The organism is Paenibacillus sp. FSL H8-0175, assembly GCF_045040615.1.
GTDB classification, from domain to species: Bacteria; Bacillota; Bacilli; order Paenibacillales; family Paenibacillaceae; genus Paenibacillus_AQ; species Paenibacillus_AQ odorifer.
In genome coordinates this window covers 4,340,095-4,366,745 of the sequence record NZ_CP150299.1, presented here as the reverse complement: position 1 = coordinate 4,366,745, position 26,651 = coordinate 4,340,095, and the positions used below count along the sequence as shown (strand labels likewise).

Genomic DNA, 26,651 nt, shown 5'->3' with positions numbered 1-26,651 from the left:
TAGAAGAAGGTGTTCTCATTATCACTTTAGGGATATAATGGGTACAAACTCTGGGAGGTGGCATATGATTAGATACCCTTTTTTGAAAAAGAATGCGACGATAGGCGTTACAGCACCTTCATCTGGAGTAGGCATTCAAAATGCAGAACTACTAACACTGGCCTCCGGCCGTTTGAAGTCGCAAGGATTTAATGTCATTATCGGCGAAACGGCATGGAAGCAAGATAAGGCTAAATCTGCACCAGCCAATGTTCGTGGTCATGAGTTTAATGAGATGATCAAAGATGATGGAATCGATGTCCTTATTCCGCCTTGGGGCGGGGAATTGTTAATTGAAGCTCTGGAATTTATTGATTTTGATGCTTTGCAGGACAAATGGATCGTGGGATATTCAGATATAAGCGTCTTGCTGCTTGCGGTCACGCTGACAACCGGGTTGGCTACTGCCCACGGAGCGAATCTCATTGATTTACGGGGAGAGTATTCGGATGATACTACAGCCCTCTGGCAGGCGGTTCTAGAGACACCAGTGGGTGAGTCCATTGTGCAGCATTCATCTCTTAAATATCAGCGGGAATGGCAGCATGATGTGCCTTCGCCATGCGTTTTTCATTTGACAGAGGAGACTTATTGGAAGTCTCTAACTACAGATGCTGTAACGATGAAAGGACGTCTGTTGGGTGGTTGTATAGATGTAATTAGGCATTTGATCGGCACACCTTATGGAAAGCTCCAGCATTTTCAGCAAGAAATGATTCATGACGAACCTATAGTTTGGTATTTGGAAAATTGTGAATTGAACACAGCGGATTTACGCAGATCTTTAGTGCAGATGAAGCTGGCAGGGTGGTTTGAGAATTGTTCGGGGATTATGTTTGGCAGAAGTCCAGCTAATCGGCCTGTGGATAACTATACTGCCGAGGATATCTATGCTGAACTATTTGAAGAGCTTAAGGTACCGATCGTTTATGATATCGATTGTGGTCATGTCCCGCCGCAGGTTACTTTTATTAATGGAGCTTATGCAGAAATTGAAGTGGCAGACGGAGTAGGGACGGTAAAGCAATATTTCTATGAATAGCGTTATATCAAAAAAGGACAACCCCTCGGGTTGTCCCTTTTACTATCATTAGTTCCCTGTATTTACAATCGCTGTGATTTCCTCATCCAGGTCCAGTCTTACATCTTCACGATAGGCGCGAACACCATATTCGCTGAGCATGTAACGCAAGATCGCTTCAATCATATTGGACTCCACTAGAAATTGACTGCGGCCCTGTACCCAAACCTCTGCAGAGTAACCGGTATCTTCTTCCCAGCTCAGTTCTACCTGAACATCCTCTGGACGAACAGCTTTTCGTTCCGCCATGTGCAGACAGAGGGCATTGATGATCTCATCCATGCTTAGAACAATTGTAGACATTAGTAACGACCATCCTGTTCTTCTAAGCGGCGACGTTCTTTTCTACGACGGAAGAAGGACATCACGAGCATAACCAATACATAGATAGCTAGCATATTAACGGCAAAGCCTAGGAAGTCACCAAAAGCTCCCATTCCACCAAACATTCCACCGAATAATAATCCAGCCAAACCACCGATCATCATGCCTTTCATTAAGCTGCCGCCGCTGAAGAAGCCACGTTTTGTATTTGCAGCAGATCCTGCTGTGGAACTTTTAGTGCTGTCACTTTTTTTGATGTTATTTGTTGTTGTTGATTTTTTTGGAGTTGTTGAATAGCTGCGAGTGCCGGATTTGAATCCGCCGCCACCTCGACGTGCATCGGCAAAGTCTGGAGCAACCACTGCAAAAAACAGAGTGAAGGCCATTAGAATCATCATTACGCGTTTCATTGGTTTCATTTAGTACGAAAACCCTCCTGTGAGCATGAATTTTTGTGTATGGTCGGTAATACGCAGACATGTCCCACAAGGTTTCAATTTTATTTATCATAATTTATACTTTTATACACAAAAAAAGCGTGGATCCAGGATCCACGCAAACAGCAGTTAGAGAGTCGTCATTCGTTACTTATACCCATCAGCGACAAGCTCAAGCGCTCCGGTTGCCGGATCGATGATCATGCCATGGATAGGTACATTAGGAGGAAGCAGTGGATGACGTTTAATCAGGTCCACAGTCTGAATTACCCCTTCTTCGACATTGTCAAACCCACGCAGCCATTTTGTAAGTTTGATTCCGGAATTCTCCAGTGTAGACAGCACTTCTTCAGATACTCCACGTTCTTTAATGGAATTGATCATATGGTCCGCATTGAGGGAGGCCATACCGCATTCATAGTGTCCAACCACGATTACTTCTTCAGCATCTAGTTCATATAGAGCTACCATTACACTACGCATAACACTACCAAAAGGTTGAGAAATAACCGCACCAGCATTTTTGATGATTTTGACATCACCATTTTTGAAATTCATGGCTTTCGGCAATAATTCAACGAGTCTAGTGTCCATACAGGTGATGATCAGCATTTTTTTGTCAGGATAACGACTGGTTAAATAAGCTTCATAGTCCTTATTCTCTACAAAACTTTTATTAAAGTTAATAATTTCTGATACGTGGCTCATATTAGCTTCCTCCCTCAAATTCCTTGAATTGTACTTACGTTGCGCATATCTCTTACCATGATATTGTTGCCATAAATCTGAGAATCACTGACCAGCTTATAGGAAGAGAAACGTTCCTCTGCATCGAGTCGCATCTTGTCTTCATAAAAGATTTCCTGTTGCCGGCTTACGATAAAGGGAAGAGAATTCGTCTCTATCCTAGAATCGCCTTGCTCCACTTCTGAAACAATCAGTAACACATTAATTCCGTCACACCCGCAGCCTACCGTATCATAAAAGAGCTTGAAAAATCCTGGCTGATCTCCAAGCCTTTCCTTCAACTTCCTTTCTGCGAGAGGTGTAACTTGAATCATCATAGCCCTGTTCACGCTCCTTGATTTTTGTTCGAAGCATGGTCTGCTTCTTATGTAACTCATTAAATATTTAAAATTAGAGATGTATCTCTGAAGTTGATTATACTCATTCAAAAAAGTATCATCAAGAGGAGTCTGTAAAACAGAGAAAGCAGGTGGAGTAGAATGGAACAACAAGTAAAGGAACGATGGGAACAATTCAGCGAGTTATTAGCAAAAATTAGTGGATATTCAGAGGCCATAGAATTAATGCACTGGGATTTGCGCACAGGTGCACCACGTAAGGGAGTAGAAGTTCGTTCCGGTACGATTGGGATGCTGAGTGGAGAATTGTTCAGACTTGAGATTTCACAGGAGATGGGTGACTTTACAGCATTTTTCAGCCGTCCAGAAGTGTTGAGCCAGCTTACAGCTAATCAACAAAAGATCGTCAACGATTGCCGCAAAGAGTATGAGCGCAGTAAGAGTATTCCTTCCAAAAGATTTGAAGAGTACGCTGTCCTGTCTGCTCATTCCCAAACGATCTGGGAAGAAGCTAAGGAGAACAATGACTTTGCTACATTTGAACCTTATTTGAGTAAAATCGTAGCTCTGAAACAAGAGTTCATCGATTATTGGGGTGTAAATGGCACACGTTACGATACGCTACTAGATATGTATGAGCCTGATCTCACGGTAGAAAAGGTGGATGAAGTGTTCAGTCGCCTCCGCAGCCGCTTGGTTCCGTTAGTGGAAGCTATCGCTGCTTCACCTAATAAACCTGATACCAGCTTCTTGCAGCAGATTTTCCCTAAAGAGCAGCAACAAAAGTTTGGTAACTTTATTCTGAAGCAAATGGGCTATGACTTCGACGCAGGCCGCTTGGATGAGAGTGTGCATCCTTTTGCTACAGGGCTGAATCCAGGTGACGTTCGTATTACGACCGCTTATTTACTTGATAACGTGACTAGCGCCGTCTTCAGTTCACTGCATGAAGGTGGACATGCGCTTTACGAACAAAATATCAGCCAAGATTTAGTGGGAACACCGCTGGCTCAAGGCGCTTCGATGGGGATTCATGAATCTCAGTCGAGACTATGGGAGAATATGATCGGCCGCAGCCGTGCGTTCTGGCAACGTTATTACGGTGATCTGCAGCAGCATTTCCCAGAGCAGCTTGCTAATGTAGATGTAGAGGATTTCTACCGGGCTATTAACAGTGTGGAAAATTCATTCATCCGAATTGAAGCAGATGAGCTTACATACAATCTGCACATTATTGTGCGTTACGAGATCGAAAAGCTTATTTTTAATGAAGGACTATCTGTCAAAGATCTGCCTCAGGTATGGAATGCTAAATATCAAGAATATTTAGGTATTACACCGCCTAATGATGCGCTTGGTGTATTGCAGGACGTGCACTGGTCCGGTGGAGACTTCGGATATTTTGCATCCTACTCTTTGGGAAATATGTATGCTGCCCAAATCTTGAATACACTCCGCAAGGAGCTGCCGAACTACGATGAATTGATTGCTGCGGGAAATCTTTTGCCAATTAAAGAATGGTTAACAGAAAAAATCTACCGTTTCGGAAAAAGCCTGACCCCTTCGCAAATTATCGAACAAGTAACAGGTGAGCCGCTCAGTCCAGATTATCTGGCTGATTATTTGGAGGAGAAATACACGGAGATTTACAAACTGTAATCCAGTGAGGTCCGCGTGGTATAATAGAAAGAAAGCTTAGACGGAAGGATATGGATATGGCAAATACTCACACCTACACCCGGAGAGAAGAAGTCGCGAATGCGATTACGCACGGGATCGGAGCTGTATTAAGCGTCGCTGCACTTGTCCTGCTTGTTGTTTTTGCAAGTCTGAAAGGAACGGCATGGCATGTAGTCAGCTTCTCCATTTATGGAACGACAATGCTGCTTCTGTATCTCAATTCAACACTTGTGCATAGTCTCAAAGAGGGCAAGGCGAAGGATTTGTTCGAATTTTTCGATCACTCCTCTATTTATCTGTTTATCGCAGGCACGTATACACCCTTTTTGCTAGTAGCTATTCGGGGAACACTTGGCTGGAGTTTATTTGGTGTTATATGGGGAATCGCAGTATTTGGCGTTTTCTTCAAAGCGTTTTTTGTTAAAAAGTTCTTGTTCATGTCTACGGTGTTCTACATTGCTATGGGTTGGCTGATTGTTATCGCCTGGAATCCTCTTTCAGCAGTGGTAGCGGATGGTGGCATGATTCTGTTGATGGCTGGAGGAGTGCTTTATACTCTAGGTACAGTTTTTTATGTATGGAGAGGGTTTCCGTTCCATCACGCGATCTGGCATGTTTTTGTTCTTGCGGGCAGTGTCACACATTTCTTCGCCATATTGATTTATGTACTGCCAATCCAATAATTTCAAGCGGATTTATCGCGGAAAATATGGATTTTTAATAAAGAAAGAGATGACAAGCAAAAGTGCTTGACATCTCTCTTTCTTTTAGGTATCATAAGGGACGTTGTGAAGGTGTAAAGTGTTTTTCCTTGACGAAGGGGTTGTCCTTAATGAGTCAGGAGAATAGGCTCGAGAAAACGAATCGTATCAATTTGCTTTTTGCCTTCTATGAACGACTGCTTACAGATAAGCAGCAAACGTTTCTTAAATATTATTTTCACGATGATTTTTCCTTGGGAGAGATTGCCGCTGAATTTGAAATCAGCCGCCAAGCTGTTTATGAGCATATTAAGCGGGCTGAGCAAGTCCTTGAGAATTATGAAGAAAAACTTGGACTATTAGTGAAACATGAGAGTCGTACTAAATATTTAGAAGAGCTGCGCAGACTGCCGGAGAATGGGATGCTGCCTGAGCAATATAAACTTCGGTTCGCGGAGATCGTGGATCGCTTGCAGAGGTTAGAGTAGCATGAAGGGAGAAATCTGCATATGGCGTTTGAAGGTTTAACCGGAAGATTGCAGAATGTGTTCAGCAAGCTACGCGGTAAAGGTAAAGTATCCGAAGAAGACGTAAACGAAGCTATGCGTGAAGTGCGGTTAGCCCTTCTGGAAGCCGATGTTAACTTCAAGGTAGTTAAAGAATTCGTGGCTAAGGTGAAAGAAAAGTCCATCGGCAAGGAAGTCATGGACAGCTTTACGCCTGGCATGGTAATTATCGACATCGTCAACAAGGAACTAACCGAGCTGATGGGCGGAAGCCAAGCGAAGCTGGCCAAGTCGAACAAGCCACCGACCGTCATTATGATGGCGGGTCTACAAGGGGCTGGTAAGACAACCACTTCGGGTAAGCTAGCTAAGCTGTTACAGAAGGGCAATCATCGTCCGCTCCTGGTTGCGGGAGATATTTACCGGCCTGCTGCTATCAAGCAGCTGCAAGTGCTGGGAGAACAGATTAAGGTTCCTGTATTCTCGCTTGGTGATCAGACTAGTCCGGTAGAAATTGCCAGACAAGCTGTACAACATGCGAAGGATAACGGACTTGATTATGTTATTATCGATACTGCAGGCCGCCTGCATATTGATGAAGAACTAATGGAAGAACTCAAGCAGATTCACAATGTTGTAAATCCTGATGAAGTACTTCTTGTAGTAGATGCTATGACGGGTCAAGACGCCGTGAATGTAGCCGAGAGCTTTAATAAGCAGCTTGAGCTTACAGGGGTCGTATTGACGAAACTCGACGGCGACAGCCGTGGTGGTGCTGCACTGTCAGTAAAAGCTGTTACCGGTTGCCCGATCAAATTCGCCGCTTTAGGGGAGAAGATCGACGCGCTGGAGCCGTTCCATCCGGAACGTATGGCTTCGCGGATTCTGGGTATGGGCGACATGCTGTCGCTGATTGAGAAAGCCCAGGCGAACATTGATACTGACAAGGCTAAAGAAATGGAACGTAAGATGCGTAATGCAGAGTTTACGTTCGATGATTTCCTTGAGCAAATGGATCAGGTGAAGAAGCTAGGCCCTATCGATCAAATTCTTGATATGCTTCCGGGTATGAACAAAGCCAAGGGCATTAAAGATTTAAAGGTCGACGATAAGCAAATGGGACGCGTTGAAGCCATAGTTCATTCTATGACTAAGGCGGAGAAGCAACAGCCTGAGATCATTAACCATAACCGCCGCAAGCGTATTGCAACCGGCAGCGGAACCTCAGTCGCTGAGGTCAACCGCCTCATCAAACAATTTGATGAGATGCGTAAGATGATGAAGCAATTCTCCGGCATGATGGGCGGAGGCGGCAAAGCCTCCAAGAAAAATGCCATGAAGCAGCTTAAAGGTCTTGGTGGTGGAAAAGGGCTGAAATTCCCTTTTAAATGATCTTGAATGTCTGACCAACTAATGTTGGAAACTATTATAAGGAGGTGATTTTTCGTGGCAGTACGTATTCGTCTGAAAAGAATGGGAGCGCATAAAGCGCCTTTCTATCGTGTAGTGGTTTCCGATTCCCGGTCCCCTCGTGACGGTCGTTTTATCGAGGAAATCGGTTATTATAATCCGATTGAACAACCGGCAGTAGTTAAGATCGATGAGGAAAAAGCTCTTAAATGGCTTCAAACAGGTGCGCAAGCATCTGATACCGTCCGCAACTTGCTTTCCAAAGCAGGCGTGATGAAGAAGTTTCATGAGCTTAAGCAACAGAAATAATGACTGATTGCGAGGGTCCTCTATGGAAGAATTAGTTGGAGTAATTGCTAAGGCTTTAGTGGATCATCCAGAAGATGTGACGGTACGGGCTGTGGAGAAAGAGCATTTGATTGTCTATGAGCTGTCCGTACATCCAGATGATGTAGGAAAGGTCATCGGCAAGCAAGGCAGGATCGCCAAGGCGCTCCGTACAGTAGTCACATCTGCAGCAGTCAAGAGCGATAAACGCGTAACTGTAGATATTTTATCTTAAATAATGCGTACAATGAGGGGCTAGGGATAGTATATCCCGGCTCCTTTTTGTTCAAATATATAGATGAAGCTTGTAGAGGAGAGGGTTATATGACGGAAGAATTAACCGTAGGCCGGCTTGTGAATACACATGGAATTCGCGGGGAGATTAAAGTATTATCCCATACCGATTTTCCTGAGGTTCGTTTCGCTAAAGACAAGAAGCTGTTCGTCATTCCTGCGGATGGCAGTGCAAAATTCGAAGTGACTGTAGAATCCGCTCGAGAGCATAAGGGTATGTTTATCGTTAAGCTTAAGGGATATACCAATATTAACGAAGTGGAAAAGTATAAGGGAAGTTTGCTTAAGGTGCCAAGTAATGATCTGGTTGAACTGCCAGAGAACGAATATTACTTCCACCAAATCGTTGGCTGTGAAGTTTATACGGATGATGCTGGAAGTGAACCGCTTGGCACAATTACGGAAATTTTACAGCCAGGTGCAAATGACGTGTGGGTTGTTAAGCCTGCTAAAGGTCAAGACATCCTTATCCCTGTAATTAACGATGTAGTGCTGAACGTGGACATTGAGGCCAAACGAATTACGGTTCACTTAATGGAAGGACTATTGCCATGATCAGAATTGATGTGCTAACGCTCTTTCCGGAGATGTGCGAAGGCGTATTTAGCACAAGTATTCTTGGTAAGGCACGCGAAAAAGGGATTGTATCTTTGAATGCTGTGAACTTTCGTGATTTCTCAGGAAATAAGCACAACAGTGTGGATGATACACCGTATGGCGGGGGCGGGGGTATGGTACTAAAGCCTGACCCGATCTTTGCAGCGGTAGAACATGTATTGGGGATCGAGGCTAGTCCTTTGGAGAATGGTTCTGAATCTGCAGTCCCGTCGCCTTCCTCTGTGAAGCCGCGCATCATTCTTATGTGTCCACAAGGAAAGACCTATAATCAGAAGATTGCTGAGGAACTGGCACAAGAGCAGCATCTAATCTTTATATGTGGTCATTATGAGGGCTACGATGAGCGGATACGGGAGCATCTGGTTACAGATGAACTGTCGATTGGCGATTACGTGTTAACGGGTGGAGAACTACCAGCACTGACGGTTATTGATTCAGTAGTTCGGCTACAGCCAGGGGCGCTTGGAAACGAAACCTCTGCGATCACCGATTCGTTCAGTACAGGGCTGTTGGAATATCCTCACTACACTCGACCCGCTGAATTTCGCGGCTGGAAGGTACCAGATATGTTGCTGAGTGGCCATCACGCCAACATCGAAGTATGGCGGAGAGAGCAAGCGTTACAGCGTACACTTGAACGTAGACCTGATTTGCTCGAAAGTGCAGAACTAACATTGAAAGACAAGAAAACACTGGAACGTCTGAAAAATGAAATCAAGCCGGAGTAAAATTTTAATAAAACAGGCATATTTTACGTCTTTTTAACGTATCTTACGTTAAGGAGGCGTTTTTGTTATGTTTACTTAAGTATAAGAAGGGCAATAATCTCGTATTTTTTTTGCGTAATTTCCAAAATAAATTAGCATAGGTGCGTTGAACTCTTCTATTTGGGGTAATAGATAGAGGTGGCGTAATACTATATGCAGCTTACGATGCAGCAAGCTTAACTATTGAAAGGAATGAACTGAAGTGACTACGAAGACGCGTGAAGAATTCAAGCCTAGCGTGGACACGATCCACAAAGATGCGGAGCCGCTCCGCACCGTGAATGATATTATCGATTATTATACAAATCGCAAATCGTAATTCCCATTCGCCCTTTAAAGCTTGAACATATAAGATTAATAATTAAGTATGAATAAGCAAGTCCAATAAAACCATTAGAGTATAGCGAACGAAAGTTCACTACATCTAATGGTTTTATTGTGCTCTACTAAGAGGTCAAACCCTGTGATTCTGATCAGAATGTAAACGCCCCCTCTTCAAGGAGAATTAAAAACTCTTTGGAAAGGGGGCGTTTGGTTAACTATAAAAATTCGTGGAGGCGCATTCTACTCTTTGCGAAAGAGGCGATATACTCCTGTAAGTAGAGCGTAAAGCGCAAAACATACGAGAACAGTTACTGCCCATGCATAGTTGCGAACGGTATAGGTAAGCGATGATAAAATAATAAAGATGGTAATACGCAGTACGCCTTCCTTAATAAACTGTTTACGTGCTACATTCATTCGATTGGCCTCCTTGAATGGATAGGATGGTACGGATAACAAGCCGAAAATATGTCTTTCCTTATATATAACCTTTGGGAATACAAAAAATGCAGAGAACGGAAAGTAAATATCGATCCAAACAAATGACCTATGTAACTTAGCCGTTACCGACCTGTACTCCTCACCATAGAGTATATCATTACGAATGAGGAGGAGTACACTAGTGGAGGCTTATTATAATTGCTTACGTTGTAAGAATAGAAGGGTACGTATCCTGACTACTGATGGCAGACAGCATGAAGGTGTGATTACAGATGTGGACAGATATAATGTTTACTTAAGAACAGGATCCAATGGACCTGTGCAGACTTCTGCATTTTTTGGTTACCCTTATGCTGCTGACAATATTTTAACTCTCAGCTTGTTCACACTGTTGGCTATTGCATTAATCTGATATGATGATGCAGAAACAGACCGTCCGCTAATCCGGACGGTCTGTTTTTTAGTGGTTGGTTACTCTACTGTAATTGCACCTATATCAGAGCTTAAGGACAACAAAGGACCTCCTCCGTTAACATCACGTTTGCCACCCTCAACCCCGGTGATCTGGCCTAGATCACTTTTAGCCACCAAGCTACATTTCACGCCATCGGCTAGAACAGCATTGAGGCTACCTACATTTGTTGTCGCTTTAAGACGGCTATCACTCTTCATTCCGGCTATATCCATACGTATGCTTCCTGTATTAGACTCTAGAGTGGACTTACCCGTGATGTTAGCTCCTTCGATATCAATAGCTCCAACGTTGCTGACGATGCGGTAATTTCCGTCCAGATTGCGGAGACGAATTTGCCCGACATTATTGGTGATTTGATATTCATCCATACGGGTGGGGATCTCAATGGTATAGTTAATGCTAAAATCTGAATAACCGTATTTGTCTTGAGCCCAAGTCCATAAATCCTTCTTCGGATTTGATTTGGAATTTGTAGATACCTTCAGAGTATCGCCACTAACGTCTATTGAAATCTCAGCGTCATCCAAGATTTTCTGGCGGTCAGCTTTATGAGCGGAGCCGTTATGGGCTAAGATTGTCGCACTCACATTAATTTGATCACCCGTAGTTGATGTAACTTCTATTTCTCCCACTGCATTGTTCATGCTAAGCACTGAAGCAGAGCCGATCTCTTTAGATAAGGATAGTTCTTTGCTAATGCTGTTTGCTTTAACTTCGTCGACCACCTTGGTAGCTGTATCCTGAACGGCCTGCTCCACGCTTGCAGCGGCTTTACCCAGCTCTTGCTTCACAGCCTCACCAATATTTTGCTGCACATCTTCAGTAATATTCTTTCCTAGTTCATTATTAGCGGATTGCCTACCCGGTAACTCTGTGCATCCTGCCAGAAGTACGACGGACAAGACGGCTACAGCTGCCATTACGCTAGTTGTATTACTCTTTTTCATTGAATAAAATCCTCCTTATTTTTGGGTATATGTGTTCTTCCCTAAGCGCTACGTTATGTACGTACTTCTGTAAGTATAGCCTATGGGGATTTATTGTAAAAACGGCTGTAGGCGGGTTAATATACTGGACCAAAGACTAGGTATTTAAAAAGTGTTCACTACACTTCAAATTTCAATTGTGCTAAAATGAAATATAGATCTTACGCTCACATTAAAATGGGTAAGGGTACATATAAAAAGAGCGAAGATGCTCTCATATATAATCTTCAGCAGCTACTGAAAAGCGCTTTTTATAGTGAGATGTGCTAAGGCTAGTTTGCGAATACGATATAGACCGTTGCCTTACTTGCATCACAGGGCGGTCTTTTTATTTTCTTACCTCAAGTAAATCATGAAGAGCGGAGGGAGCCAGATGAAATATGTAGTTATTTTGCTTGTCTTGCTAGCGCTGGGTGTTGGGTATTATATCGTTCAGAAAAAGAAAACAAGCAGCTCAAGCGATCCTTTGCGCACGACTAGCAGTAATGTGATCTCAATGGATAGTCATCGCAAAGCCAAACAGAGTCCAGGGGAGCAACCTTGCTCTTCTTGCAAGAAGAAGAATGGGAAGTTGATCTTCTATGCTCAAGACAATGGAACCGTGGTCGGCTTGTGTAAAGACTGCCAGTCTAAGGCAAAAAAAAGAGATATGTTACCGTTATAAAATAGAAAAATAAGTTGTATTAGCCCGTCCTTTATGATATTATTAACTCTGTTGTGTGGAATACGGTGGTCCGCTGCGGATAATGAGGGAGAGCTCAGATCTCTCCGGAAGAGGCAAGAACACCTGTACGGAAGGAGGAAGTCCTTAATGAATATCCTACAAGCTATTACGCAAGAGCAACTTCGTAAAGATATCCCTAGTTTTCGTCCGGGTGACACTTTGAAGGTGCATGTAAAAGTTATCGAGGGAACTCGTGAGCGTATCCAGTTGTTCGAAGGCGTTGTAATCAAACGTCGTGGCGGTGGAATCAGTGAGACTTTTACGGTTCGTAAAATTTCTTACGGTGTTGGTGTGGAAAGAACATTCCCAATCAACTCGCCTAAACTCGAAAAAATCGAAGTGGCTCGTCGTGGTAAAGTGCGTCGTGCTAAGCTTTATTACCTTCGTGAACTACGTGGTAAAGCAGCGAGAATTAAAGAAATTCGTCGCTAGAATAGTGACAGAGGAGAGGGGCTTGAGTTCAAGCCCCTTTCGCTTTATTTTTTTTTGGAAATATAAGAAAAGCATAAGTTTTACGTTATACATTATTCTTATATTTCTCGCATAAACGCATACCGTCCTTAAAAGGACGCTGAGGGCGTTTTAGCTTGGTATACAATGCGTGTGACATATACGCTTGGGGATAAGCTTCTCCGAAAAGGCCTCCTGAAGGAGTATCTGTGGAGGGGTTTTTGGCAGGAGTTTTTTTGTGTTGTATAGTAAGAGTAGTATTAAGAGAGGACGGTGAACTATGCAGCAGGAACAAAGCGAAACTTTGGAATCAAGCGAGCAGAACCCACGTAAACAGAAAAATGAAGTGCTGGAATGGGTCAAGGCCATTGCGATTGCTTTAGTTCTGGTTATACTGATTCGCTGGCTTTTATTCAAGCCTTTTATTGTAGATGGACCTTCCATGCAGCCTAATTTCCATACGGGAGAACGTGTTATCGTTAATGAAATTTTATACGATATAAGATCTCCGCAGCGGGGTGAGGTTATTGTATTCCACGTGCCATCTGAAGGCAGAGATTTTATTAAACGTGTAATTGGTGTGGCTGGAGATACTGTGAAAGTAGAAGGAGATGTAGTTACAGTTAACGGTGAGGTTGTTAACGAGACTTACATCCAAGGCGCTATTGATGCTGCGCATAGTAACAACGCTCTGTATAATAATAAAGATTTCCCAAATGAAAAATTCACGGATGGTACTGTACCAGAAGGACATATTTTCGTTATGGGGGATAATCGCTCGGATAGTACAGACAGCCGGATGATTGGCTATGTGCCGCTGGGTGATATTGTGGGTCGTGCGGATTTAATCTTCTGGCCGATAAAAGATATTACACTGATTAACCATTAAGTTGACAGAAGTCAAAGGAGGTGACGGCAATGGCCATTCATTGGTTTCCTGGTCATATGACGAAGGCTAGGCGGCAAATCGAGGATAAGCTGAAGCTGATTGATGTTGTTATAGAGTTGCTCGATTCCCGTCTGCCGCTTTCCAGCCGCAATCCGATGATTGACGATATTTTGCGGGACAAGCCGAGATTAATTATTTTGAACAAAGCGGATCTGGCGGATCCGGAAATTACTCGGAAGTGGCTGGCGTACTTTAAGGAACAAGGGCATGTTGCCCATCCTGTGGACGCATCTACTGGAACAGGCGTTAAGGAGATTCCGGAGCAGGTCAAGCTGCTGTTGAAGGAAAAGATTGATCGGCAGATCGCAAGGGGAATGAACCCACGGGCTATGCGCGCATTGATCGTCGGTATTCCTAACGTCGGTAAATCAACGCTGATTAATCGAATGGCTGGTAAGAGTATCGCTGCTACGGGTGATCGCCCGGGGGTTACTAAGGGCCAGCAGTGGATTAAAACAGGAGGTAATCTGGAGCTTCTGGATACTCCTGGTATCTTATGGCCGAAGTTTGAGGATCAAGACGTGGGTTACCGCTTGGCCGTGACGGGTGCGATCAAAGAAGAAATCCTGAACATTGAGGACATTGCTTTTTATGCAGTGAAGTATTTGGTCAAGGATTATGGTTCCAGATTTCAAGAACGCTTTGGTATTGAGAAGCTTCCTGAGGATCTTGAGAACCCTGATGAGATCGTTGCAGTTATGGAAGCCGTGGGCCGCAAACGCGGTTGTCTGATTAGCGGTGGACGTGTTGATCTGGAAAAAGCTTCACGTGCTTTGCTGCATGAGCTGCGGGCAGGTAAGCTTGGTCGTTTTACGCTGGAAACACCTTAAAGGCGTTTAAATGAATGGGTATGGAAGAGCCATCCGGAAATTTTCGGGGGCTCTTTTTTTTGCCGATTTGGATCAAATTGGAGTGGTTATTTGTACATGACCATGTGAGCTTTACTATGGTAAGCTGACTTATGTAGTTTATAGAATAATTTATAATTGGCGGTGACAGATCGTGAGTACGATAGATATGTTGAGTTATGAAAAAGAGGGCTGGGAACAGTCTTATCGCCGTATAGCCGGCGTAGATGAAGTAGGCAGAGGTTGTTTGTTTGGGGATGTTGTTGCAGCAGCGGTGATTTTGCCGGAAGGGCTTATTATTGATGGCGTCAACGACTCTAAGAAGCTTACAGCGAAAAAAAGAGATGCCTTATTCGAGATTATTATGGAGCAGGCGATAGCTATTGGTGTAGGTTATGTGGATTCCCGCATGATTGATGAAATTAATATTAAACAGGCTTCTCGTCTGGCGATGAAAAAAGCGGTAGAAGGTCTTAGTCATACCCCGGACTATATGTTAATCGATGCTGAAAAAGTTGATCTTCCGTTGCCGCAGCAGGCGATCATAAAAGGGGATGCTAACAGCCAGTCTATTGCGGCAGCTTCGATTATAGCTAAAGTAACAAGAGATAGACTGTGTGAAGGGGTGTGGGAGGAATTATACCCTGATTATGGGATTGCGATACATAAAGGTTATGCGACCAAGCTTCACAGGGAACAAATTACGGCGTTAGGTCCGACACCTATGCATCGGCGCAGCTTTATTGGGAAGATTCTTGCTGAACAGCAAACCCTTTTTTAGAAATATCAGAATATAAAAGACGCCAAAGGCGTTTAAGCTTGGATAAATTCACCGCTCAAAAAAGTCGGATTAATACCGATATAGTAAGAAGAGAGAAAATGGAGGGAGGAGAAACGGTATGAATATCGGAACATTGATCCGTGGATTGCTCGGGGATAATAAACCGGGAGCAGCCAAGTCTTTGGAATTGAAGGAAGGGCAGGTTGTACGTGGTGTTGTATTGTCTGTATCGGATTCGGGAAAAGAAGCCGTTGTGCAGATTCAAGGCACACCTGTTCGTGCGGAGTTGGAAACACCACTACTGCCAGGAGAGACCCTGAACTTACAGGTTGGAGCACCCGGAGAAGGCGGATTGCCCGTATTGAAGCCGGTCTCCCTCGGCGAAACGGTGTTAGCCACCCCGCAAAACATGGGCGAGGCATTGGAATCGCTTGGGCTTACTGACTCCAAAGCGGGTCGGGAAATTGTGTTGGCGATGCAGTCGGGTGGTATTCCGCTTACCAAAGAGACAGCGGCGATTCTGGATGCTGTAATGAGTGCGAAACCTGCGGGCGTGCCGACCTCAGAATGGCTTGATGCAGCTGTCATTTCTGTAAAGCGGGGCTTGCCGGTTACCCCTGAAAGTGTGAAAGGATTGCAGCAGGCGGTTTTTGGTCCGCAGCTTCATCAGCTTTTGTCAGCGCTCGAAGAACAGATTACGATTTGGGCAGGTCAAGTCGCCGGTGAAGAAACAACAACAGCCGAAGCTAAACCTGGAATGGGTACCCCAACCGGAAAGCTGAATGCTCCTGTAACGACAGGTACGGGCGCTGTGATTAACGGGGAAGTGGTATCAGCAGGTGATGCTGATGCGGAAATGGACCAGGTGGCGGTTAAAGGAACTGGACAACCTGTAAGTAAACCTGCTGAAGGTAGTGGTGGTGTTACTACTACAAGCGGAAGTGCTGCTGCAACAGGAGGGGCAACGGGAGCCGGAGTTATTTCTGATGAACCAATAATTCCTTTGAATTCAGTGAAATCAGAAATATCAGGAAGTGCAGCTGCAAGTACAGCTGAAACTCCTGAGAATGAAACCGGTATTGTAACTGCCAAGCCAGTGGTCCCCGAAGAGGCTGGTGAGGTAGTTCAGCTCTCGAAGAGTGGAAATACTGGTGAACCTTTGACTGGGAAAATAACTTCTACGCTTGCTTCAGGAACTCAGAGTAGTGCTGCTAACACGCAAGGGGACGGAATTGTAAGCAATCAAAATAGTTCTAATCAGAGCGAAACTCATGGCAATGAAATGAGTCTAAATAAAGATAGAGCGCAGGGTAGTGTCAGTGGCGCGATTACAAGCGCCACTGGATCAGCAGGTGCAGATAGCCAGGCTGCTGCGGGAAGCCAAGCTGCTGCGCCTAGCGGGGCTGCCCTGCTCGCGAAGCTGCAGGGCGTGCTCACCGAGTTGCGCGGCAGCATGCCGCAGCTCGCGAACGTCCCGCCCGCTGAGGCGGCGGGACAAGAACCTGCCCCCGCGCCGGCAGCGCCGCGCGGGGAGACCACGGCTGCTGCGGCTTCGCCGGTGCAGCCAGACACCGCCCCACCCGCGGATGCGGAGTCGTGGGTGGGGCGGGTGTTGAAGCTGCTCGGTGCGGAGCACGAGCAGCAGGCCGTGCGCGGCGGCGCTTTGCCGGCCGCGGAGACGGCGCGAGCGGCAGCGGGGACAGCTGCAGCCGCGCTAGGCAGTGTCGGCGGGGAGCAAGCTGCCGACACGTTGAAGGGCGTGCTGCTGCAGCTTATGAGCAGCAGCGAGGTGCCGCCCGCGGTAAAAGATGCCGCGAGCGGGCTAGTGCAGCAGCTGACAGGCCAACAGCTGCTGCTGAATACAGATCGGACTGCTCCCTTCGCGCAGGTTACATTGTTCTTGCCGCTGCAAGGTCCAGATGGGCAGGAAACTGCATCGGTTCATATCCAGTCCAGGCGGGGCCGCAAAGGGGAGTTGGATGCAGCTAACTGTCGATTATGGTTCGATTTGGACATGAAGCAGCTAGGGCAGACATTGGTAGATGTGCAGGTTGTCGATCGAATCGTTAGTCTTAAGCTTCATAATGATCATCCGTGGGTGCTTGAGCTGCTGGAGACGCGGCGTGAAGAAATAAAAACTGCAGTAGAATCCATCGGTTATCAATTATCAGGTTTAAGAACCGAACCCTTGCCAGAATTGAATTTGCCTAAAGAGCTTGCTGGCTCCAATACTAATAAGTTTGTTGATTATGTTCCTGAGGCTTACAAAGGAGTGGATTACCGTATATGAATGAGCCTGTACAGCCAATTTCACAAGGGCTCAAAAAAGCGGTCGCTCTCAAATATAGTCCCGGACAAAACGAGGCTCCTGTCGTAGTAGCCAAGGGACAAGGCGCGATAGCAGACCTTATTCTGCAAAAGGCTAAGGAGAGCGGGGTTGCTGTTCAGGAAGATGCAGCCCTCGTGGAGGTTCTTTCAAAGCTTGATCTGGACCAACAGATTCCGTCTGAGCTCTATCAGCTGGTGGCGGAAATCCTCAGCTTTGTGTATCAGAGCGATCGTTCCGCTGGTGAACGGGGACAAGAATGAAAGAGCCCTATGTAAGAAAGCACTATAACCGCAAAGAGAAAGGAACTGCTGCAGAGAACGGAGCTGTGCAGTACCTATCTTCTAGCGGGTATATGATATTGGAACGGAATTGGCGTTGTCGTACTGGAGAGCTTGATATCATTGCGGAGCGTGAAGACTGTATTGTTGTTGTCGAAGTTCGTAGCCGCAGTGGAGAGCTGCTTCAGGGAACTCCAGAAGAATCGGTGAATGCTCGCAAAATAAACCAGGTTCGGAGTACAACACAGGTTTATTTGCATATGAAGGGTTATGAGGAACGGCGGGTTTCTTTTGATGTAATTAGCGTCTTGTTAAATGACGATCTTAGCCTAGCTTCACTTAGTCATATTCGCGAGGCGTTTTAAGAGTAACTCTATTTTCTCATGCGATTCTTTATGAATTTGCTGCTGTTCTGATAAAAAAGTCTTTACATACCTTCCGCACTGTGGGTCATTTCTCAAAAGAAATGGGTAAACATTAGGAGTAACTTTTTAATGTCATCATGAGGAGGGCTGTCTAGTGAAGAATAAACCTTCTGAAATGCAGGTTAGTTTTACATGCCAATATTGCCAGCAGAAGATTGAAGTGAAATTTAAAGCAGAGCCAATATCTGTCGTCTGTTGCGATAATTGCAATAAGACCTTCACGGTAATGCGGCCCACTATAGCGGAGGAAATATTAATAGATTGGGAAAATGAAGCGTTATTTCAAAAAATCCGGGCTGAAAAGTCGCAAAACAGCAATAGCAGTCTCTTAGCGCTTGTAATTAGAGTTATTGAACTGCTTACATGGCGTGACAAAGGCAATGGACAGGTGGAAGCGATCAAGGAGATGCGTGGCTGGCTCATTGACAATGAGGAGGCGCCTCCTTTAGCTGAACTGATTCAGAGTGATGTTAATAAACGTTCGAGTAAGCGGCGCGACTGGGAAAAGTAACATTAACAATAAAGAGGTATTCCGTCATCGCCTCATGACATAGAATGATACGTATAATTTCGTGAGAAATTAGGCGGAAAAGTCCTCGGGGCTCCGAATTTCCTAGGGTTTATGGGTAGTCGGAGCTTTTTTCATACATACTGTCATTAGAATAGGAACAAAAGGAGGGTGCACATGGCTAAGGTTTTTTTCACATCAGATCATCATTTTGGGCATAAGTTGATCATTGATTTTGAATCCAGACCCTTCAACGATGTAGAGCAAATGAATGAAGTTATGATTGAAAGTTGGAATTCGGTAGTGAATCCGGAAGACAAAGTATTTCATTTGGGAGACTTTTCTTTTCTGAATAAGGAGGCAACTCGTGCGATTGTGGCCAGGCTGCATGGATACAAAATCCTGATTCTTGGCAATCATGATCGCGGCCGCAGCCGAAGTTGGTGGCTTGATGCAGGTTTTGATGAGGTTAGTGAATATCCTTTGATTTATAAGGATTTCTTTTTCCTCTCACATGAGCCTATGTACATGAATAAACATATGCCTTACGTAAATGTGCACGGCCATATTCATGGGCAAAAATATGAGGGAAACAATCATTTTAACATTTGTGTAGAACATTGGAACTATAAACCGTTGACTTTTGAGCAGATTAGGGACTCGGTCGTAGTTAAAGAAGGAGATTGATGTAGGTCTTTAGAGATGTGCTTTCGCTTTTATGTAAAACTTGAATTTCTTATTCTAAAGATAAATTGCTCACAGATTGCGTTAGGACACAACTTCTATAATGTACTTAACAGCTAATATATATTTGGAAAATAAGGAAGCACCTTTTTTCTTGAAGCTATGACACCCCAAATTAGGGTGTAATTCAGGAGATGAGGTGTTTTTATTATGTATGGGAAAATGTTTAGCGCGTGTCTGTATGGGATTGAAGGGGTAATGATTGGTGTGGAAATCGATCTTGCAAATGGACTGCCGCAGACGAATATCATTGGCTTACCAGATTCAGCGATTCGCGAGGCTGTTGAACGAGTTAGGGCTGCCGTTAAAAATTGCGGTTACCGCTATCCACAGCAGCGTATTACGATCAATCTTGCTCCAGCTGACCTGCGTAAAGAAGGTTCCGCTTTTGATCTAGCGATTGCTTTAGGGATACTGATAACTAGTGGCCAGTTGATTATGCCTTCAGCTCAAGAGATGCTTTTGATTGGAGAGCTTGCGCTCGACGGCAGTCTGCGTCCGGTTTCGGGTGTGTTGCCGATGGTTGAAGCAGCGCGTAAAAGCGGGTTTAAAGCCGTTCTGCTCCCGCAAGGCAATGCGGCAGAAGCCGCTTTAATCAGTGGCATAAATGTTTATACCATCGACCATTTGCAAGCGTTAGCGAATGCTGCTGAAGCTGTGGCTAGCTTTGGTCCGATTATAGATAAGCTAGTTCCTCTAGAAGAATCTGAAGGATCACCACTTCCTTTTCCTGTATCCGTGAGTATGGGGACGGGGGCAAAAGAACAACCTCCGGTGCTTGTTCTTTCTGTAGAGCATCTCAAATATAACCCTAAATATTCTGATTCTGAGGCTGCTTCTTCCGAAGCGAATGAAATAATGGATGATTACAGTGATGTGCTTGGACAGCAACATGTGAAAAGAGCACTAACTATCGCGGCTGCAGGGATGCATAATATTATGCTCATCGGCCCACCTGGCACAGGCAAAACGATGCTGATCAAACGCCTTCCCAGTATCCTTCCACAATTGTCGGACAGTGAGGCACTTGAGGTAACCAAAATTTTTAGTGCGGCTGGAAATTTGAAGGATGCACACAACGGTTTGCTGCGAAGTCGTCCATTTCGTTCTCCACACCACACGATATCTTCTGCCGGATTAATTGGAGGGGGCGGTATTCCCAAGCCAGGTGAGGTAAGTCTTGCGCATCGAGGTATTCTGTTTCTGGATGAATTGCCTGAATTCTCCCGGAATGTGCTTGAAGTGCTGCGACAGCCACTCGAAGATGGGGTGGTTACTATAAGTCGTGCCCGGGCTTCCTTTACTTTTCCTGCCAAATTCATGCTCGCTGCATCGATGAATCCGTGCAGCTGCGGCTTTTTTGGAAGCGGTATCTCCCAGCAAAATTGTACCTGTAGTCCATCAAGGATTGCCCAATATCGAGCCAAAATATCCGGTCCATTATTGGATCGGATCGACTTACAGGTTGATGTTCCCCGCCCGAAGGAATGGAATCGGCAGGGGCATGTTTTATCGTCAGCAGATATGCGTGCGGAGGTGTTGGCTGCTCAGGCCATCCAAGCTAAACGTTACAAACGACTGGCGATTTCATGGAACAGTGAACTTTCCGGTGCTTCCCTTCGGAAATATGCAAGCCTAAACCGAGAGAGTGCTCAAATGCTGTATGATATTTTGGAGAATTTAGGTCTAAGCATGCGAGCGCATGATCGGATTATTAAGCTATCCCGTACCATAGCTGATCTGGAGGGTGCACAGGATATTTCTTCTGCACATCTCGCGGAAGCTGTGCAATACCGTAATCTGGATCGACAGGTATTAGCGGAGGAATAAAGATAAAAGAGCAGCGATTCCCGTTAATGAGAATCGCTGCTCTATACTATGGACCGGTAGTGACGAGCATCGCCGAACCATTATTATGCTCTGATGCTTACGGAACGGACCTTGAGGACGTTGTTTGCAAGTTTTTAGCCCTTGGAGCGTAGATTCGGACTCTGGAGACGCTATTCCTTCGGAAGAAGGTTATATTGAGTGGTTTTCATTCCAATAGCTGCTATGAGGTCCGATAGCATCCCAAATATGGGATTAAGTTGCGTTTAAGATCAACTGTGTCCGTTAGCGACTTCGAATGTGAAATGCCACGTATTCAAACGAAGGTTAGATCGTTTAGCAAATTTCACATACATTTTTCTCTATAATTTCTTACAGTACATTCAGTTCTACTTCGATATTGCCACGAGTGGCACGGGAGTAAGGACATGCGCCATGGGCAGCTTCTACCAAAGATGCTGCGGTTTCTCTGTCAACGCCTTTAACCAGCACGTCAAGCTTAACCGCAATGCCGAATCCGCCATCTTCAACTTTACCAAAGCTTACAGTAGCCGTAACTTCACTGCCTTCAATCTTCACTTTTCCAAGACGAGCAACCATGTTCAGAGCACTGTCAAAACAAGCGGAGTAGCCAGCTGCGAATAATTGTTCAGGATTAGTGCCTTCACCACCGGCACCACCCATTTCGCGTGGTGTACTGATCGTAAGGTTGAGTTTAGGGCTTTCTGATTCTATATAACCGTTTCTTCCCCCAACGGCTTTAACTGTGGTTTCATACATCTTTTGTTGAATTGTCATCATAATAAATCTCTCCTATTCACTAATTAGTTTGTGTACAATCTAATTTATCACAATTAATATAAAAGTCAAATTAATTTTTTGCTATTATTATGATATATGAGGGAATTATGATAAAATAAAGAGACAAGGCGGGTGAATAAATATGAAAATGAGTGAAGAAGATATGCAGAAAATGACTACAACCCCAGAGCTGCTGATCGAGAATCAGCTCTGTTTTACCATTTATGCTTGCTCGCGTGAGATTACAAAGCTGTACCAACCGTATTTGGATAAGATCGGTTTAACTTACTCCCAATACTTAGTAATGCTTGTGTTATGGGAACGGCAGCAATGTACAGTGAAAGAGATTGGTGAGGCGTTATTTTTGGATTCAGGCACGCTGACTCCGCTATTGAAACGCTTGCAAGCTGCAGGCCTAATTATACGTGAACGCTCGATGCAGGATGAGCGAAAGGTATTAATCTCACTAACGAAACAAGGCTGGGCACTCCAAAGTGATGCCGTGTGTATTCCCGGCAAAATGATGGAAGAAACGACACTGACAAATAATGAATCCATAGAGCTACTTGATCAGTTTAAAGACTTACTGAATCGTGTTCACGAAGCTAATATCCAAGATAGTAAAAAGTAAGCGTAGTAAGGAGTCAATGCGATCGTTCGCATTCCGGCATGAAATCAAGCGAAAAAATGTGTACAAATCATGAATATATTTAAGGTAAGCGTTTTAAAAACATGTTACACTATTCTGGGTTCCTTTGTATGGCATATAGGTAAATATAAGCTTAGTCTTATAGATTTACACAATGTCTCTTGCAGAAATAATGCCATTCTTTTTACGAGTGGTAGATCAGTTTCTGCTGGTTCCGGAATAGTGCTGCATGTATAACATCAGCCTATCCCTAACCCCGCGGCAATCAAAACGGAAAGCGAGATGACAACAGGCTGCCTGTTTAGTCACCACGCTACTTTAGGAGGCTACCGCTATGAATATCCACGAGTATCAGGGAAAAGAAGTGCTTAAGAAGTACGGTGTAGCCGTACCGAATGGAAAAGTAGCTTATACAGTGGAGGAAGCGGTAGAAGCCGCAGAGTCACTGAGCACACCGGTTGTTGTAGTTAAAGCTCAGATTCACGCAGGTGGACGCGGTAAAGCTGGAGGAGTAAAGGTTGCTAAGAATATCGATGAGGTGCGTAGTTACGCAACTGAGATTCTGGGTAAGACTCTAGTAACTCACCAGACTGGACCGGAGGGTAAGGTAGTAAAAAGACTGCTCATTGAAGAGGGTTGTCAAATTGTTAAGGAGTATTACATTGGTATCGTAGTTGACAGAGGTACTGGCCGAGTGGTCATGATGGCTTCTGAAGAAGGCGGTACTGAGATTGAAGAAGTAGCTGCAACACATCCGGAGAAAATTTTTAAAGAGATCATTGATCCGGCAGTGGGTTTGCAGACTTTCCAGGCGCGTAAGCTGGCTTACAGTATCTCTATTCCTAATGAGCTGGTAGGCAAAACTGTGAAATTCATGCAAGCGCTATATTTAGCTTTCGTGGATAAAGATTGCTCTATTGCCGAAATTAACCCATTGGTAGTGACTGCGGATGGGAATGTGATGGCACTGGATGCCAAACTGAATTTTGATTCCAACGCCTTGTTCCGTCATAAGGATATTCTAGAGCTGCGGGATTTGGATGAAGAGGATTTAAAGGAAATCGAAGCCTCGAAGTATGACCTTAGTTACATTGCACTTGATGGCAATATTGGGTGCATGGTAAACGGTGCAGGTCTCGCGATGGCGACTATGGATATTATTAAGTATTATGGGGGCGAACCCGCCAACTTCCTGGATGTAGGAGGCGGTGCAACGACCGAGAAGGTAACAGAAGCCTTTAAAATCATTTTATCCGATGAAAAGGTGAACGGAATTTTTGTTAACATTTTCGGTGGTATTATGCGCTGTGATGTTATCGCTAACGGTGTTGTAGAAGCGGCTAGTCAACTGGGTTTGACCAAACCGCTGGTTGTGCGTCTTGAGGGAACAAATGTTGGATTGGGCAAGCAGATTTTGGCCGGATCGGGACTTAATATTGTTGCTGCTGATTCTATGGCGGACGGTGCCCGTAAGATTGTGTCTCTTGTGCAATAATGGCCTGATTTAGGAAGCCAGTTATCGTATTTGACAATATAAGTAGGGATGTGACTTAAGGCATGAGCATTCTTGTAGATAAAAATACGAAAGTTATCACGCAGGGAATTACAGGATCAACGGGTTTGTTCCATACTAAAGGTGCGCTGGATTATGGAACACAGATGGTTGGAGGGGTAACACCGGGTAAAGGTGGAACATCTGTCAACATCACGCTTGAAAATGGCAGTGAGGTTAGCCTTCCGGTATTCGATACTGTTGTAGCTGCTAAGGCGGCTACAGGCGCAACCGCTAGTGTAATCTATGTACCGCCAGCATTTGCAGCAGACTCCATAATGGAAGCCGTGGACGCAGAACTCGACCTGGTGATTTGTATTACCGAAGGGATTCCAGTGCTTGATATGGTAAAAGTGTCCCGTTATATGGAGGGGCGCTCTACTGTATTGATCGGACCCAACTGTCCGGGAGTTATCACTCCTGGTGAGTGCAAAATAGGAATTATGCCGGGTTATATTCATATGCCAGGGTATGTAGGTGTTGTCTCGCGCAGCGGAACTCTAACCTATGAGGCTGTTCATCAGCTGACCACGCGTGGAATCGGGCAATCTTCAGCTGTAGGTATTGGCGGAGACCCTGTTAAAGGCTCAGAGTTTATTGATATTCTGAAGCTTTTTAATGAGGATCCGGGTACAAAGGCAGTCATCATGATTGGTGAAATTGGCGGAACCGCAGAGGAAGAAGCAGCAGAGTGGATTCGTGAGCATATGACTAAGCCGGTAGTAGGGTTTATTGGCGGCGCTACTGCACCTCCTGGCAAACGTATGGGGCATGCGGGTGCTATTATTTCCGGAGGCAAAGGCACAGCGAGTGAGAAAATTGCCGTACTTGAATCGTGCGGAATCAAGGTTGCTCCTACACCTGCCGAAATGGGCTCAACGCTAGTAAGTGTGCTTGAAGAACGCGGTATTCTTAGCGCTTTTACAACGCATTAATTATTTTATTTACTTGAAGGAATTCACTCTACGCGAGTGGGCTTCTTTCGTGTATAATTATTTCAGAGGTAAGCAACCTTTTGTTCCTATCCAAGGGATAAAAGGTTGCTTTTTTTGTTTTTTAACATAGAAAAATATTGAATTACAAGAAAATATTGCATTCCTCTAATTCATGTTACAAAATAGGGAAGGCTAACCCTTCCATTAAAGGAGAGTAAGCTTATATGGAAGAAAAAGATCTGCTGTTTGGTTTTAATGAAGTGGAGGGGATTGGCTGGAAGAGTATCGACAAGATTCGCAGAGCCGGTTTAATGTCAGAACGAGCATTTTGCTTTAGTGCAAAAGATTGGGAAACGATCGGATTGAACGGAAAGCTGTCGAATTATCTTGCTTCCATATATACATTAGAATGGATCGCCAAAAGGCGCTTATTAATGGAAGAATGTGCAGTGAAGATGGTAACTGTGTTTGATGCGGCTTATCCTGTTTTGTTGAAGGAGACGGCACAGCCACCGTGGATCCTTTATTATCGAGGGCGTTTGGAACTGTTATCAACTCCTAGTGTGGCGATGGTTGGCACTCGTGTGCCAACAGCTTATGGACGAAAGGTAGGGGAGATTCTCGCGGAGGAGCTTAGTGCAGCAGGTCTAACGGTGGTTAGCGGACTTGCGAGGGGGATCGATAGCATTTGTCATGAAGCGGCGCTAAGAAGCGGTGGAGGGACAATAGCGGTAGTGGCAACAGGGTTGGACAAAGTCTATCCAACTGAGAATATTGAACTGGAGCGGCGTATCTCTCAGGATGGGCTTGTCATTACAGAGTATCCTCTTGGAACTAAAAGTCATCCTGGATTATTTCCACAGCGTAATCGGATCATAGCAGGTTTATCACGGGGGACAGTGGTCGTGGAGGCTGACAGTCGCAGTGGATCACTTATTACAGCCGATGCTGCCATGGAAGCTGGAAGGGATGTCTTCGCAGTTCCCGGACCTATTACATCACCTAAGAGCAGAGGGGCGTTAGAGCTTATCAAACAGGGTGCAAAGCTGGTAACCAGTGGATTAGATATTATAGAAGAATACACTTCTTATTTGCCGACAAACGTAATAAAAACAGGGAATAATAGCCCTACCGAACAGACAGCAGACGACTTTATGATTGAAAAGAAATTGACAAATGAGGAGTCTCACCTATACCATATACTGCATCAAGGCCCTTTTATATTGGACGATCTGCTTGTAAGAACAGGATGGGATTTTGGACATTTGCATTCAGTTCTGTTATCTTTAATCATAAAAAAAGCGGTAACACAATTACCAGGAGCTATTTACAAGGTAATTTAATATAGAGGTGCGA

32 protein-coding genes are annotated in these 26,651 nt (G+C 44.7%); 25 read left to right on the top strand and 7 right to left on the bottom strand.

Annotated features, from left to right (window positions below):
* Positions 1 to 64 precede the first annotated feature (64 nt).
* Positions 65 to 1,081, top strand: coding sequence for a S66 peptidase family protein (locus MHH46_RS19420; RefSeq protein ID WP_076190857.1), 1,017 nt, complete (start codon positions 65 to 67; stop codon positions 1,079 to 1,081).
* A 48-nt stretch (positions 1,082 to 1,129) separates the two neighbouring features.
* Here the strand turns inward: MHH46_RS19420 and MHH46_RS19415 are convergent, their stop codons facing one another.
* From MHH46_RS19415 to MHH46_RS19400, 4 genes are all read right to left on the bottom strand, one after another.
* Complete coding sequence (locus MHH46_RS19415; RefSeq protein WP_036689115.1) at positions 1,130 to 1,414, bottom strand: YxcD family protein; 285 nt, start codon at positions 1,412 to 1,414, stop codon at positions 1,130 to 1,132.
* An 8-nt stretch (positions 1,415 to 1,422) separates the two neighbouring features.
* Positions 1,423 to 1,854 (bottom strand): hypothetical protein, encoded by a 432-nt coding sequence (locus tag MHH46_RS19410; RefSeq protein ID WP_081383222.1) that lies wholly within the window; start codon positions 1,852 to 1,854, stop codon positions 1,423 to 1,425.
* 174 nt (positions 1,855 to 2,028) lie between these two features.
* Positions 2,029 to 2,589: a carbonic anhydrase gene (locus MHH46_RS19405; RefSeq protein WP_036688619.1), complete on the bottom strand. Its 561-nt coding sequence runs from the start codon at positions 2,587 to 2,589 to the stop codon at positions 2,029 to 2,031.
* A gap of 14 nt (positions 2,590 to 2,603) precedes the next feature.
* Positions 2,604 to 2,945: an iron-sulfur cluster biosynthesis family protein gene (locus MHH46_RS19400; protein ID WP_076127099.1), complete on the bottom strand. Its 342-nt coding sequence runs from the start codon at positions 2,943 to 2,945 to the stop codon at positions 2,604 to 2,606.
* 162 nt (positions 2,946 to 3,107) lie between these two features.
* On the opposite strand from MHH46_RS19400, the gene MHH46_RS19395 reads away from it, so the two are divergent.
* The 8 genes from MHH46_RS19395 to trmD all read left to right on the top strand — a co-directional run bounded on the left by MHH46_RS19395 (position 3,108) and on the right by trmD (position 9,230).
* A complete protein-coding gene (locus MHH46_RS19395) occupies positions 3,108 to 4,625 on the top strand; it encodes a carboxypeptidase M32 (RefSeq protein ID WP_036688614.1) in 1,518 nt (505 codons plus the stop codon).
* Positions 4,626 to 4,681: 56 nt separating this feature from the next.
* Complete coding sequence (locus MHH46_RS19390) at positions 4,682 to 5,329, top strand: hemolysin III family protein (RefSeq protein WP_036688612.1); 648 nt, start codon at positions 4,682 to 4,684, stop codon at positions 5,327 to 5,329.
* A gap of 149 nt (positions 5,330 to 5,478) precedes the next feature.
* On the top strand, positions 5,479 to 5,835 hold the full coding sequence (ylxM, locus tag MHH46_RS19385) for a YlxM family DNA-binding protein (protein WP_036688609.1): 357 nt from the start codon (positions 5,479 to 5,481) through the stop codon (positions 5,833 to 5,835).
* 21 nt (positions 5,836 to 5,856) lie between these two features.
* A complete protein-coding gene (gene ffh / locus MHH46_RS19380) occupies positions 5,857 to 7,245 on the top strand; it encodes a signal recognition particle protein (protein WP_036688607.1) in 1,389 nt (462 codons plus the stop codon).
* A 54-nt stretch (positions 7,246 to 7,299) separates the two neighbouring features.
* Positions 7,300 to 7,572, top strand: coding sequence for a 30S ribosomal protein S16 (rpsP, locus tag MHH46_RS19375; RefSeq protein WP_036688604.1), 273 nt, complete (start codon positions 7,300 to 7,302; stop codon positions 7,570 to 7,572).
* A 22-nt stretch (positions 7,573 to 7,594) separates the two neighbouring features.
* Positions 7,595 to 7,825: a KH domain-containing protein gene (locus tag MHH46_RS19370; protein WP_036688600.1), complete on the top strand. Its 231-nt coding sequence runs from the start codon at positions 7,595 to 7,597 to the stop codon at positions 7,823 to 7,825.
* Positions 7,826 to 7,914: 89 nt separating this feature from the next.
* The gene (gene rimM, locus MHH46_RS19365) at positions 7,915 to 8,439 is read left to right on the top strand and encodes a ribosome maturation factor RimM (RefSeq protein ID WP_076190860.1); all 525 of its coding nucleotides are present in this window, start codon (positions 7,915 to 7,917) and stop codon (positions 8,437 to 8,439) included.
* Entirely contained in the window at positions 8,439 to 9,230 is a 792-nt protein-coding gene (gene trmD, locus MHH46_RS19360; protein WP_036689109.1) for a tRNA (guanosine(37)-N1)-methyltransferase TrmD, read from the top strand. The genes rimM and trmD overlap by 1 nt, the downstream gene beginning before the upstream one ends.
* A 603-nt stretch (positions 9,231 to 9,833) precedes the next feature.
* On the opposite strand, the gene MHH46_RS19355 is transcribed toward trmD, so the two are convergent.
* Positions 9,834 to 10,010 carry a hypothetical protein gene (locus MHH46_RS19355; protein WP_155288145.1) on the bottom strand — a complete coding sequence of 59 codons (177 nt, stop codon included), beginning with the start codon at positions 10,008 to 10,010 and terminating at the stop codon, positions 9,834 to 9,836.
* Positions 10,011 to 10,215: 205 nt separating this feature from the next.
* Between MHH46_RS19355 and MHH46_RS19350 the strand changes: the two genes are divergently transcribed.
* Positions 10,216 to 10,446, top strand: coding sequence for a hypothetical protein (locus MHH46_RS19350; protein WP_036688596.1), 231 nt, complete (start codon positions 10,216 to 10,218; stop codon positions 10,444 to 10,446).
* A gap of 59 nt (positions 10,447 to 10,505) precedes the next feature.
* On the opposite strand, the gene MHH46_RS19345 is transcribed toward MHH46_RS19350, so the two are convergent.
* Entirely contained in the window at positions 10,506 to 11,456 is a 951-nt protein-coding gene (locus MHH46_RS19345; protein ID WP_076190862.1) for a hypothetical protein, read from the bottom strand.
* Positions 11,457 to 11,868: 412 nt separating this feature from the next.
* Here MHH46_RS19345 and MHH46_RS19340 point away from each other — a divergent pair, with 412 nt between their 5' ends.
* The 11 genes from MHH46_RS19340 (at position 11,869) to MHH46_RS19290 (ending at position 21,361) form a co-directional block, all read left to right on the top strand.
* Positions 11,869 to 12,159, top strand: coding sequence for a hypothetical protein (locus MHH46_RS19340; protein WP_051491579.1), 291 nt, complete (start codon positions 11,869 to 11,871; stop codon positions 12,157 to 12,159).
* A 147-nt stretch (positions 12,160 to 12,306) separates the two neighbouring features.
* Complete coding sequence (rplS, locus tag MHH46_RS19335; RefSeq protein WP_036688590.1) at positions 12,307 to 12,651, top strand: 50S ribosomal protein L19; 345 nt, start codon at positions 12,307 to 12,309, stop codon at positions 12,649 to 12,651.
* Positions 12,652 to 12,949: 298 nt separating this feature from the next.
* Complete coding sequence (gene lepB / locus MHH46_RS19330; protein ID WP_036688589.1) at positions 12,950 to 13,558, top strand: signal peptidase I; 609 nt, start codon at positions 12,950 to 12,952, stop codon at positions 13,556 to 13,558.
* Between the two features lie 29 nt (positions 13,559 to 13,587).
* Complete coding sequence (gene ylqF / locus MHH46_RS19325) at positions 13,588 to 14,448, top strand: ribosome biogenesis GTPase YlqF (RefSeq protein ID WP_036688587.1); 861 nt, start codon at positions 13,588 to 13,590, stop codon at positions 14,446 to 14,448.
* A gap of 187 nt (positions 14,449 to 14,635) precedes the next feature.
* The gene (locus MHH46_RS19320; protein WP_076100429.1) at positions 14,636 to 15,247 is read left to right on the top strand and encodes a ribonuclease HII; all 612 of its coding nucleotides are present in this window, start codon (positions 14,636 to 14,638) and stop codon (positions 15,245 to 15,247) included.
* Between the two features lie 118 nt (positions 15,248 to 15,365).
* Positions 15,366 to 17,537 (top strand): hypothetical protein, encoded by a 2,172-nt coding sequence (locus MHH46_RS19315; protein WP_076190865.1) that lies wholly within the window; start codon positions 15,366 to 15,368, stop codon positions 17,535 to 17,537.
* Positions 17,534 to 17,836 carry an EscU/YscU/HrcU family type III secretion system export apparatus switch protein gene (locus tag MHH46_RS19310; RefSeq protein WP_038571992.1) on the top strand — a complete coding sequence of 101 codons (303 nt, stop codon included), beginning with the start codon at positions 17,534 to 17,536 and terminating at the stop codon, positions 17,834 to 17,836. The genes MHH46_RS19315 and MHH46_RS19310 overlap by 4 nt, the downstream gene beginning before the upstream one ends.
* On the top strand, positions 17,833 to 18,219 hold the full coding sequence (locus tag MHH46_RS19305) for a YraN family protein (RefSeq protein WP_076127091.1): 387 nt from the start codon (positions 17,833 to 17,835) through the stop codon (positions 18,217 to 18,219). Before MHH46_RS19310 ends, MHH46_RS19305 begins: the two co-directional genes overlap by 4 nt.
* 154 nt (positions 18,220 to 18,373) lie before the next feature.
* Positions 18,374 to 18,790 (top strand): hypothetical protein, encoded by a 417-nt coding sequence (locus tag MHH46_RS19300; RefSeq protein ID WP_051491578.1) that lies wholly within the window; start codon positions 18,374 to 18,376, stop codon positions 18,788 to 18,790.
* 174 nt (positions 18,791 to 18,964) lie between these two features.
* Positions 18,965 to 19,474 carry a metallophosphoesterase gene (locus MHH46_RS19295; RefSeq protein ID WP_076127089.1) on the top strand — a complete coding sequence of 170 codons (510 nt, stop codon included), beginning with the start codon at positions 18,965 to 18,967 and terminating at the stop codon, positions 19,472 to 19,474.
* A gap of 207 nt (positions 19,475 to 19,681) precedes the next feature.
* Positions 19,682 to 21,361, top strand: coding sequence for a YifB family Mg chelatase-like AAA ATPase (locus MHH46_RS19290; RefSeq protein WP_076190868.1), 1,680 nt, complete (start codon positions 19,682 to 19,684; stop codon positions 21,359 to 21,361).
* A 369-nt stretch (positions 21,362 to 21,730) separates the two neighbouring features.
* On the opposite strand, the gene MHH46_RS19285 is transcribed toward MHH46_RS19290, so the two are convergent.
* A complete protein-coding gene (locus tag MHH46_RS19285) occupies positions 21,731 to 22,159 on the bottom strand; it encodes an organic hydroperoxide resistance protein (RefSeq protein WP_036688575.1) in 429 nt (142 codons plus the stop codon).
* 142 nt (positions 22,160 to 22,301) lie between these two features.
* On the opposite strand from MHH46_RS19285, the gene MHH46_RS19280 reads away from it, so the two are divergent.
* The 4 genes from MHH46_RS19280 (at position 22,302) to dprA (ending at position 26,638) form a co-directional block, all read left to right on the top strand.
* Positions 22,302 to 22,790 (top strand): MarR family winged helix-turn-helix transcriptional regulator, encoded by a 489-nt coding sequence (locus MHH46_RS19280; protein ID WP_235219564.1) that lies wholly within the window; start codon positions 22,302 to 22,304, stop codon positions 22,788 to 22,790.
* Between the two features lie 352 nt (positions 22,791 to 23,142).
* A complete protein-coding gene (gene sucC / locus MHH46_RS19275; protein WP_038571984.1) occupies positions 23,143 to 24,303 on the top strand; it encodes an ADP-forming succinate--CoA ligase subunit beta in 1,161 nt (386 codons plus the stop codon).
* 62 nt (positions 24,304 to 24,365) lie between these two features.
* Entirely contained in the window at positions 24,366 to 25,295 is a 930-nt protein-coding gene (sucD, locus tag MHH46_RS19270; RefSeq protein WP_036688571.1) for a succinate--CoA ligase subunit alpha, read from the top strand.
* A 224-nt stretch (positions 25,296 to 25,519) separates the two neighbouring features.
* The gene (dprA, locus tag MHH46_RS19265) at positions 25,520 to 26,638 is read left to right on the top strand and encodes a DNA-processing protein DprA (RefSeq protein ID WP_076190870.1); all 1,119 of its coding nucleotides are present in this window, start codon (positions 25,520 to 25,522) and stop codon (positions 26,636 to 26,638) included.
* The last annotated feature ends 13 nt before the right edge of the window (positions 26,639 to 26,651 follow it).

Coding starts and splice junctions, on each gene's coding strand:
- ylqF (WP_036688587.1), top strand. CDS start 13,588: ATGGCCATTCATTGGTTTCCTGGTCATATGACGAAGGCTAGGCGGCAA.
- sucD (WP_036688571.1), top strand. CDS start 24,366: ATGAGCATTCTTGTAGATAAAAATACGAAAGTTATCACGCAGGGAATT.
- MHH46_RS19315 (WP_076190865.1), top strand. CDS start 15,366: ATGAATATCGGAACATTGATCCGTGGATTGCTCGGGGATAATAAACCG.
- MHH46_RS19345 (WP_076190862.1), bottom strand. CDS start 11,456: ATGAAAAAGAGTAATACAACTAGCGTAATGGCAGCTGTAGCCGTCTTG.
- MHH46_RS19370 (WP_036688600.1), top strand. CDS start 7,595: ATGGAAGAATTAGTTGGAGTAATTGCTAAGGCTTTAGTGGATCATCCA.
- MHH46_RS19410 (WP_081383222.1), bottom strand. CDS start 1,854: ATGAAACGCGTAATGATGATTCTAATGGCCTTCACTCTGTTTTTTGCA.
- MHH46_RS19320 (WP_076100429.1), top strand. CDS start 14,636: ATGTTGAGTTATGAAAAAGAGGGCTGGGAACAGTCTTATCGCCGTATA.
- MHH46_RS19290 (WP_076190868.1), top strand. CDS start 19,682: ATGTATGGGAAAATGTTTAGCGCGTGTCTGTATGGGATTGAAGGGGTA.
- rimM (WP_076190860.1), top strand. CDS start 7,915: ATGACGGAAGAATTAACCGTAGGCCGGCTTGTGAATACACATGGAATT.
- MHH46_RS19280 (WP_235219564.1), top strand. CDS start 22,302: ATGAAAATGAGTGAAGAAGATATGCAGAAAATGACTACAACCCCAGAG.
- ffh (WP_036688607.1), top strand. CDS start 5,857: ATGGCGTTTGAAGGTTTAACCGGAAGATTGCAGAATGTGTTCAGCAAG.
- MHH46_RS19395 (WP_036688614.1), top strand. CDS start 3,108: ATGGAACAACAAGTAAAGGAACGATGGGAACAATTCAGCGAGTTATTA.
- MHH46_RS19285 (WP_036688575.1), bottom strand. CDS start 22,159: ATGATGACAATTCAACAAAAGATGTATGAAACCACAGTTAAAGCCGTT.
- sucC (WP_038571984.1), top strand. CDS start 23,143: ATGAATATCCACGAGTATCAGGGAAAAGAAGTGCTTAAGAAGTACGGT.
- MHH46_RS19355 (WP_155288145.1), bottom strand. CDS start 10,010: ATGAATGTAGCACGTAAACAGTTTATTAAGGAAGGCGTACTGCGTATT.
- MHH46_RS19295 (WP_076127089.1), top strand. CDS start 18,965: ATGGCTAAGGTTTTTTTCACATCAGATCATCATTTTGGGCATAAGTTG.
- MHH46_RS19305 (WP_076127091.1), top strand. CDS start 17,833: ATGAAAGAGCCCTATGTAAGAAAGCACTATAACCGCAAAGAGAAAGGA.
- MHH46_RS19405 (WP_036688619.1), bottom strand. CDS start 2,589: ATGAGCCACGTATCAGAAATTATTAACTTTAATAAAAGTTTTGTAGAG.
- ylxM (WP_036688609.1), top strand. CDS start 5,479: ATGAGTCAGGAGAATAGGCTCGAGAAAACGAATCGTATCAATTTGCTT.
- lepB (WP_036688589.1), top strand. CDS start 12,950: ATGCAGCAGGAACAAAGCGAAACTTTGGAATCAAGCGAGCAGAACCCA.
- MHH46_RS19400 (WP_076127099.1), bottom strand. CDS start 2,945: ATGATGATTCAAGTTACACCTCTCGCAGAAAGGAAGTTGAAGGAAAGG.
- rplS (WP_036688590.1), top strand. CDS start 12,307: ATGAATATCCTACAAGCTATTACGCAAGAGCAACTTCGTAAAGATATC.
- MHH46_RS19420 (WP_076190857.1), top strand. CDS start 65: ATGATTAGATACCCTTTTTTGAAAAAGAATGCGACGATAGGCGTTACA.
- dprA (WP_076190870.1), top strand. CDS start 25,520: ATGGAAGAAAAAGATCTGCTGTTTGGTTTTAATGAAGTGGAGGGGATT.
- MHH46_RS19390 (WP_036688612.1), top strand. CDS start 4,682: ATGGCAAATACTCACACCTACACCCGGAGAGAAGAAGTCGCGAATGCG.
- MHH46_RS19340 (WP_051491579.1), top strand. CDS start 11,869: ATGAAATATGTAGTTATTTTGCTTGTCTTGCTAGCGCTGGGTGTTGGG.
- MHH46_RS19310 (WP_038571992.1), top strand. CDS start 17,534: ATGAATGAGCCTGTACAGCCAATTTCACAAGGGCTCAAAAAAGCGGTC.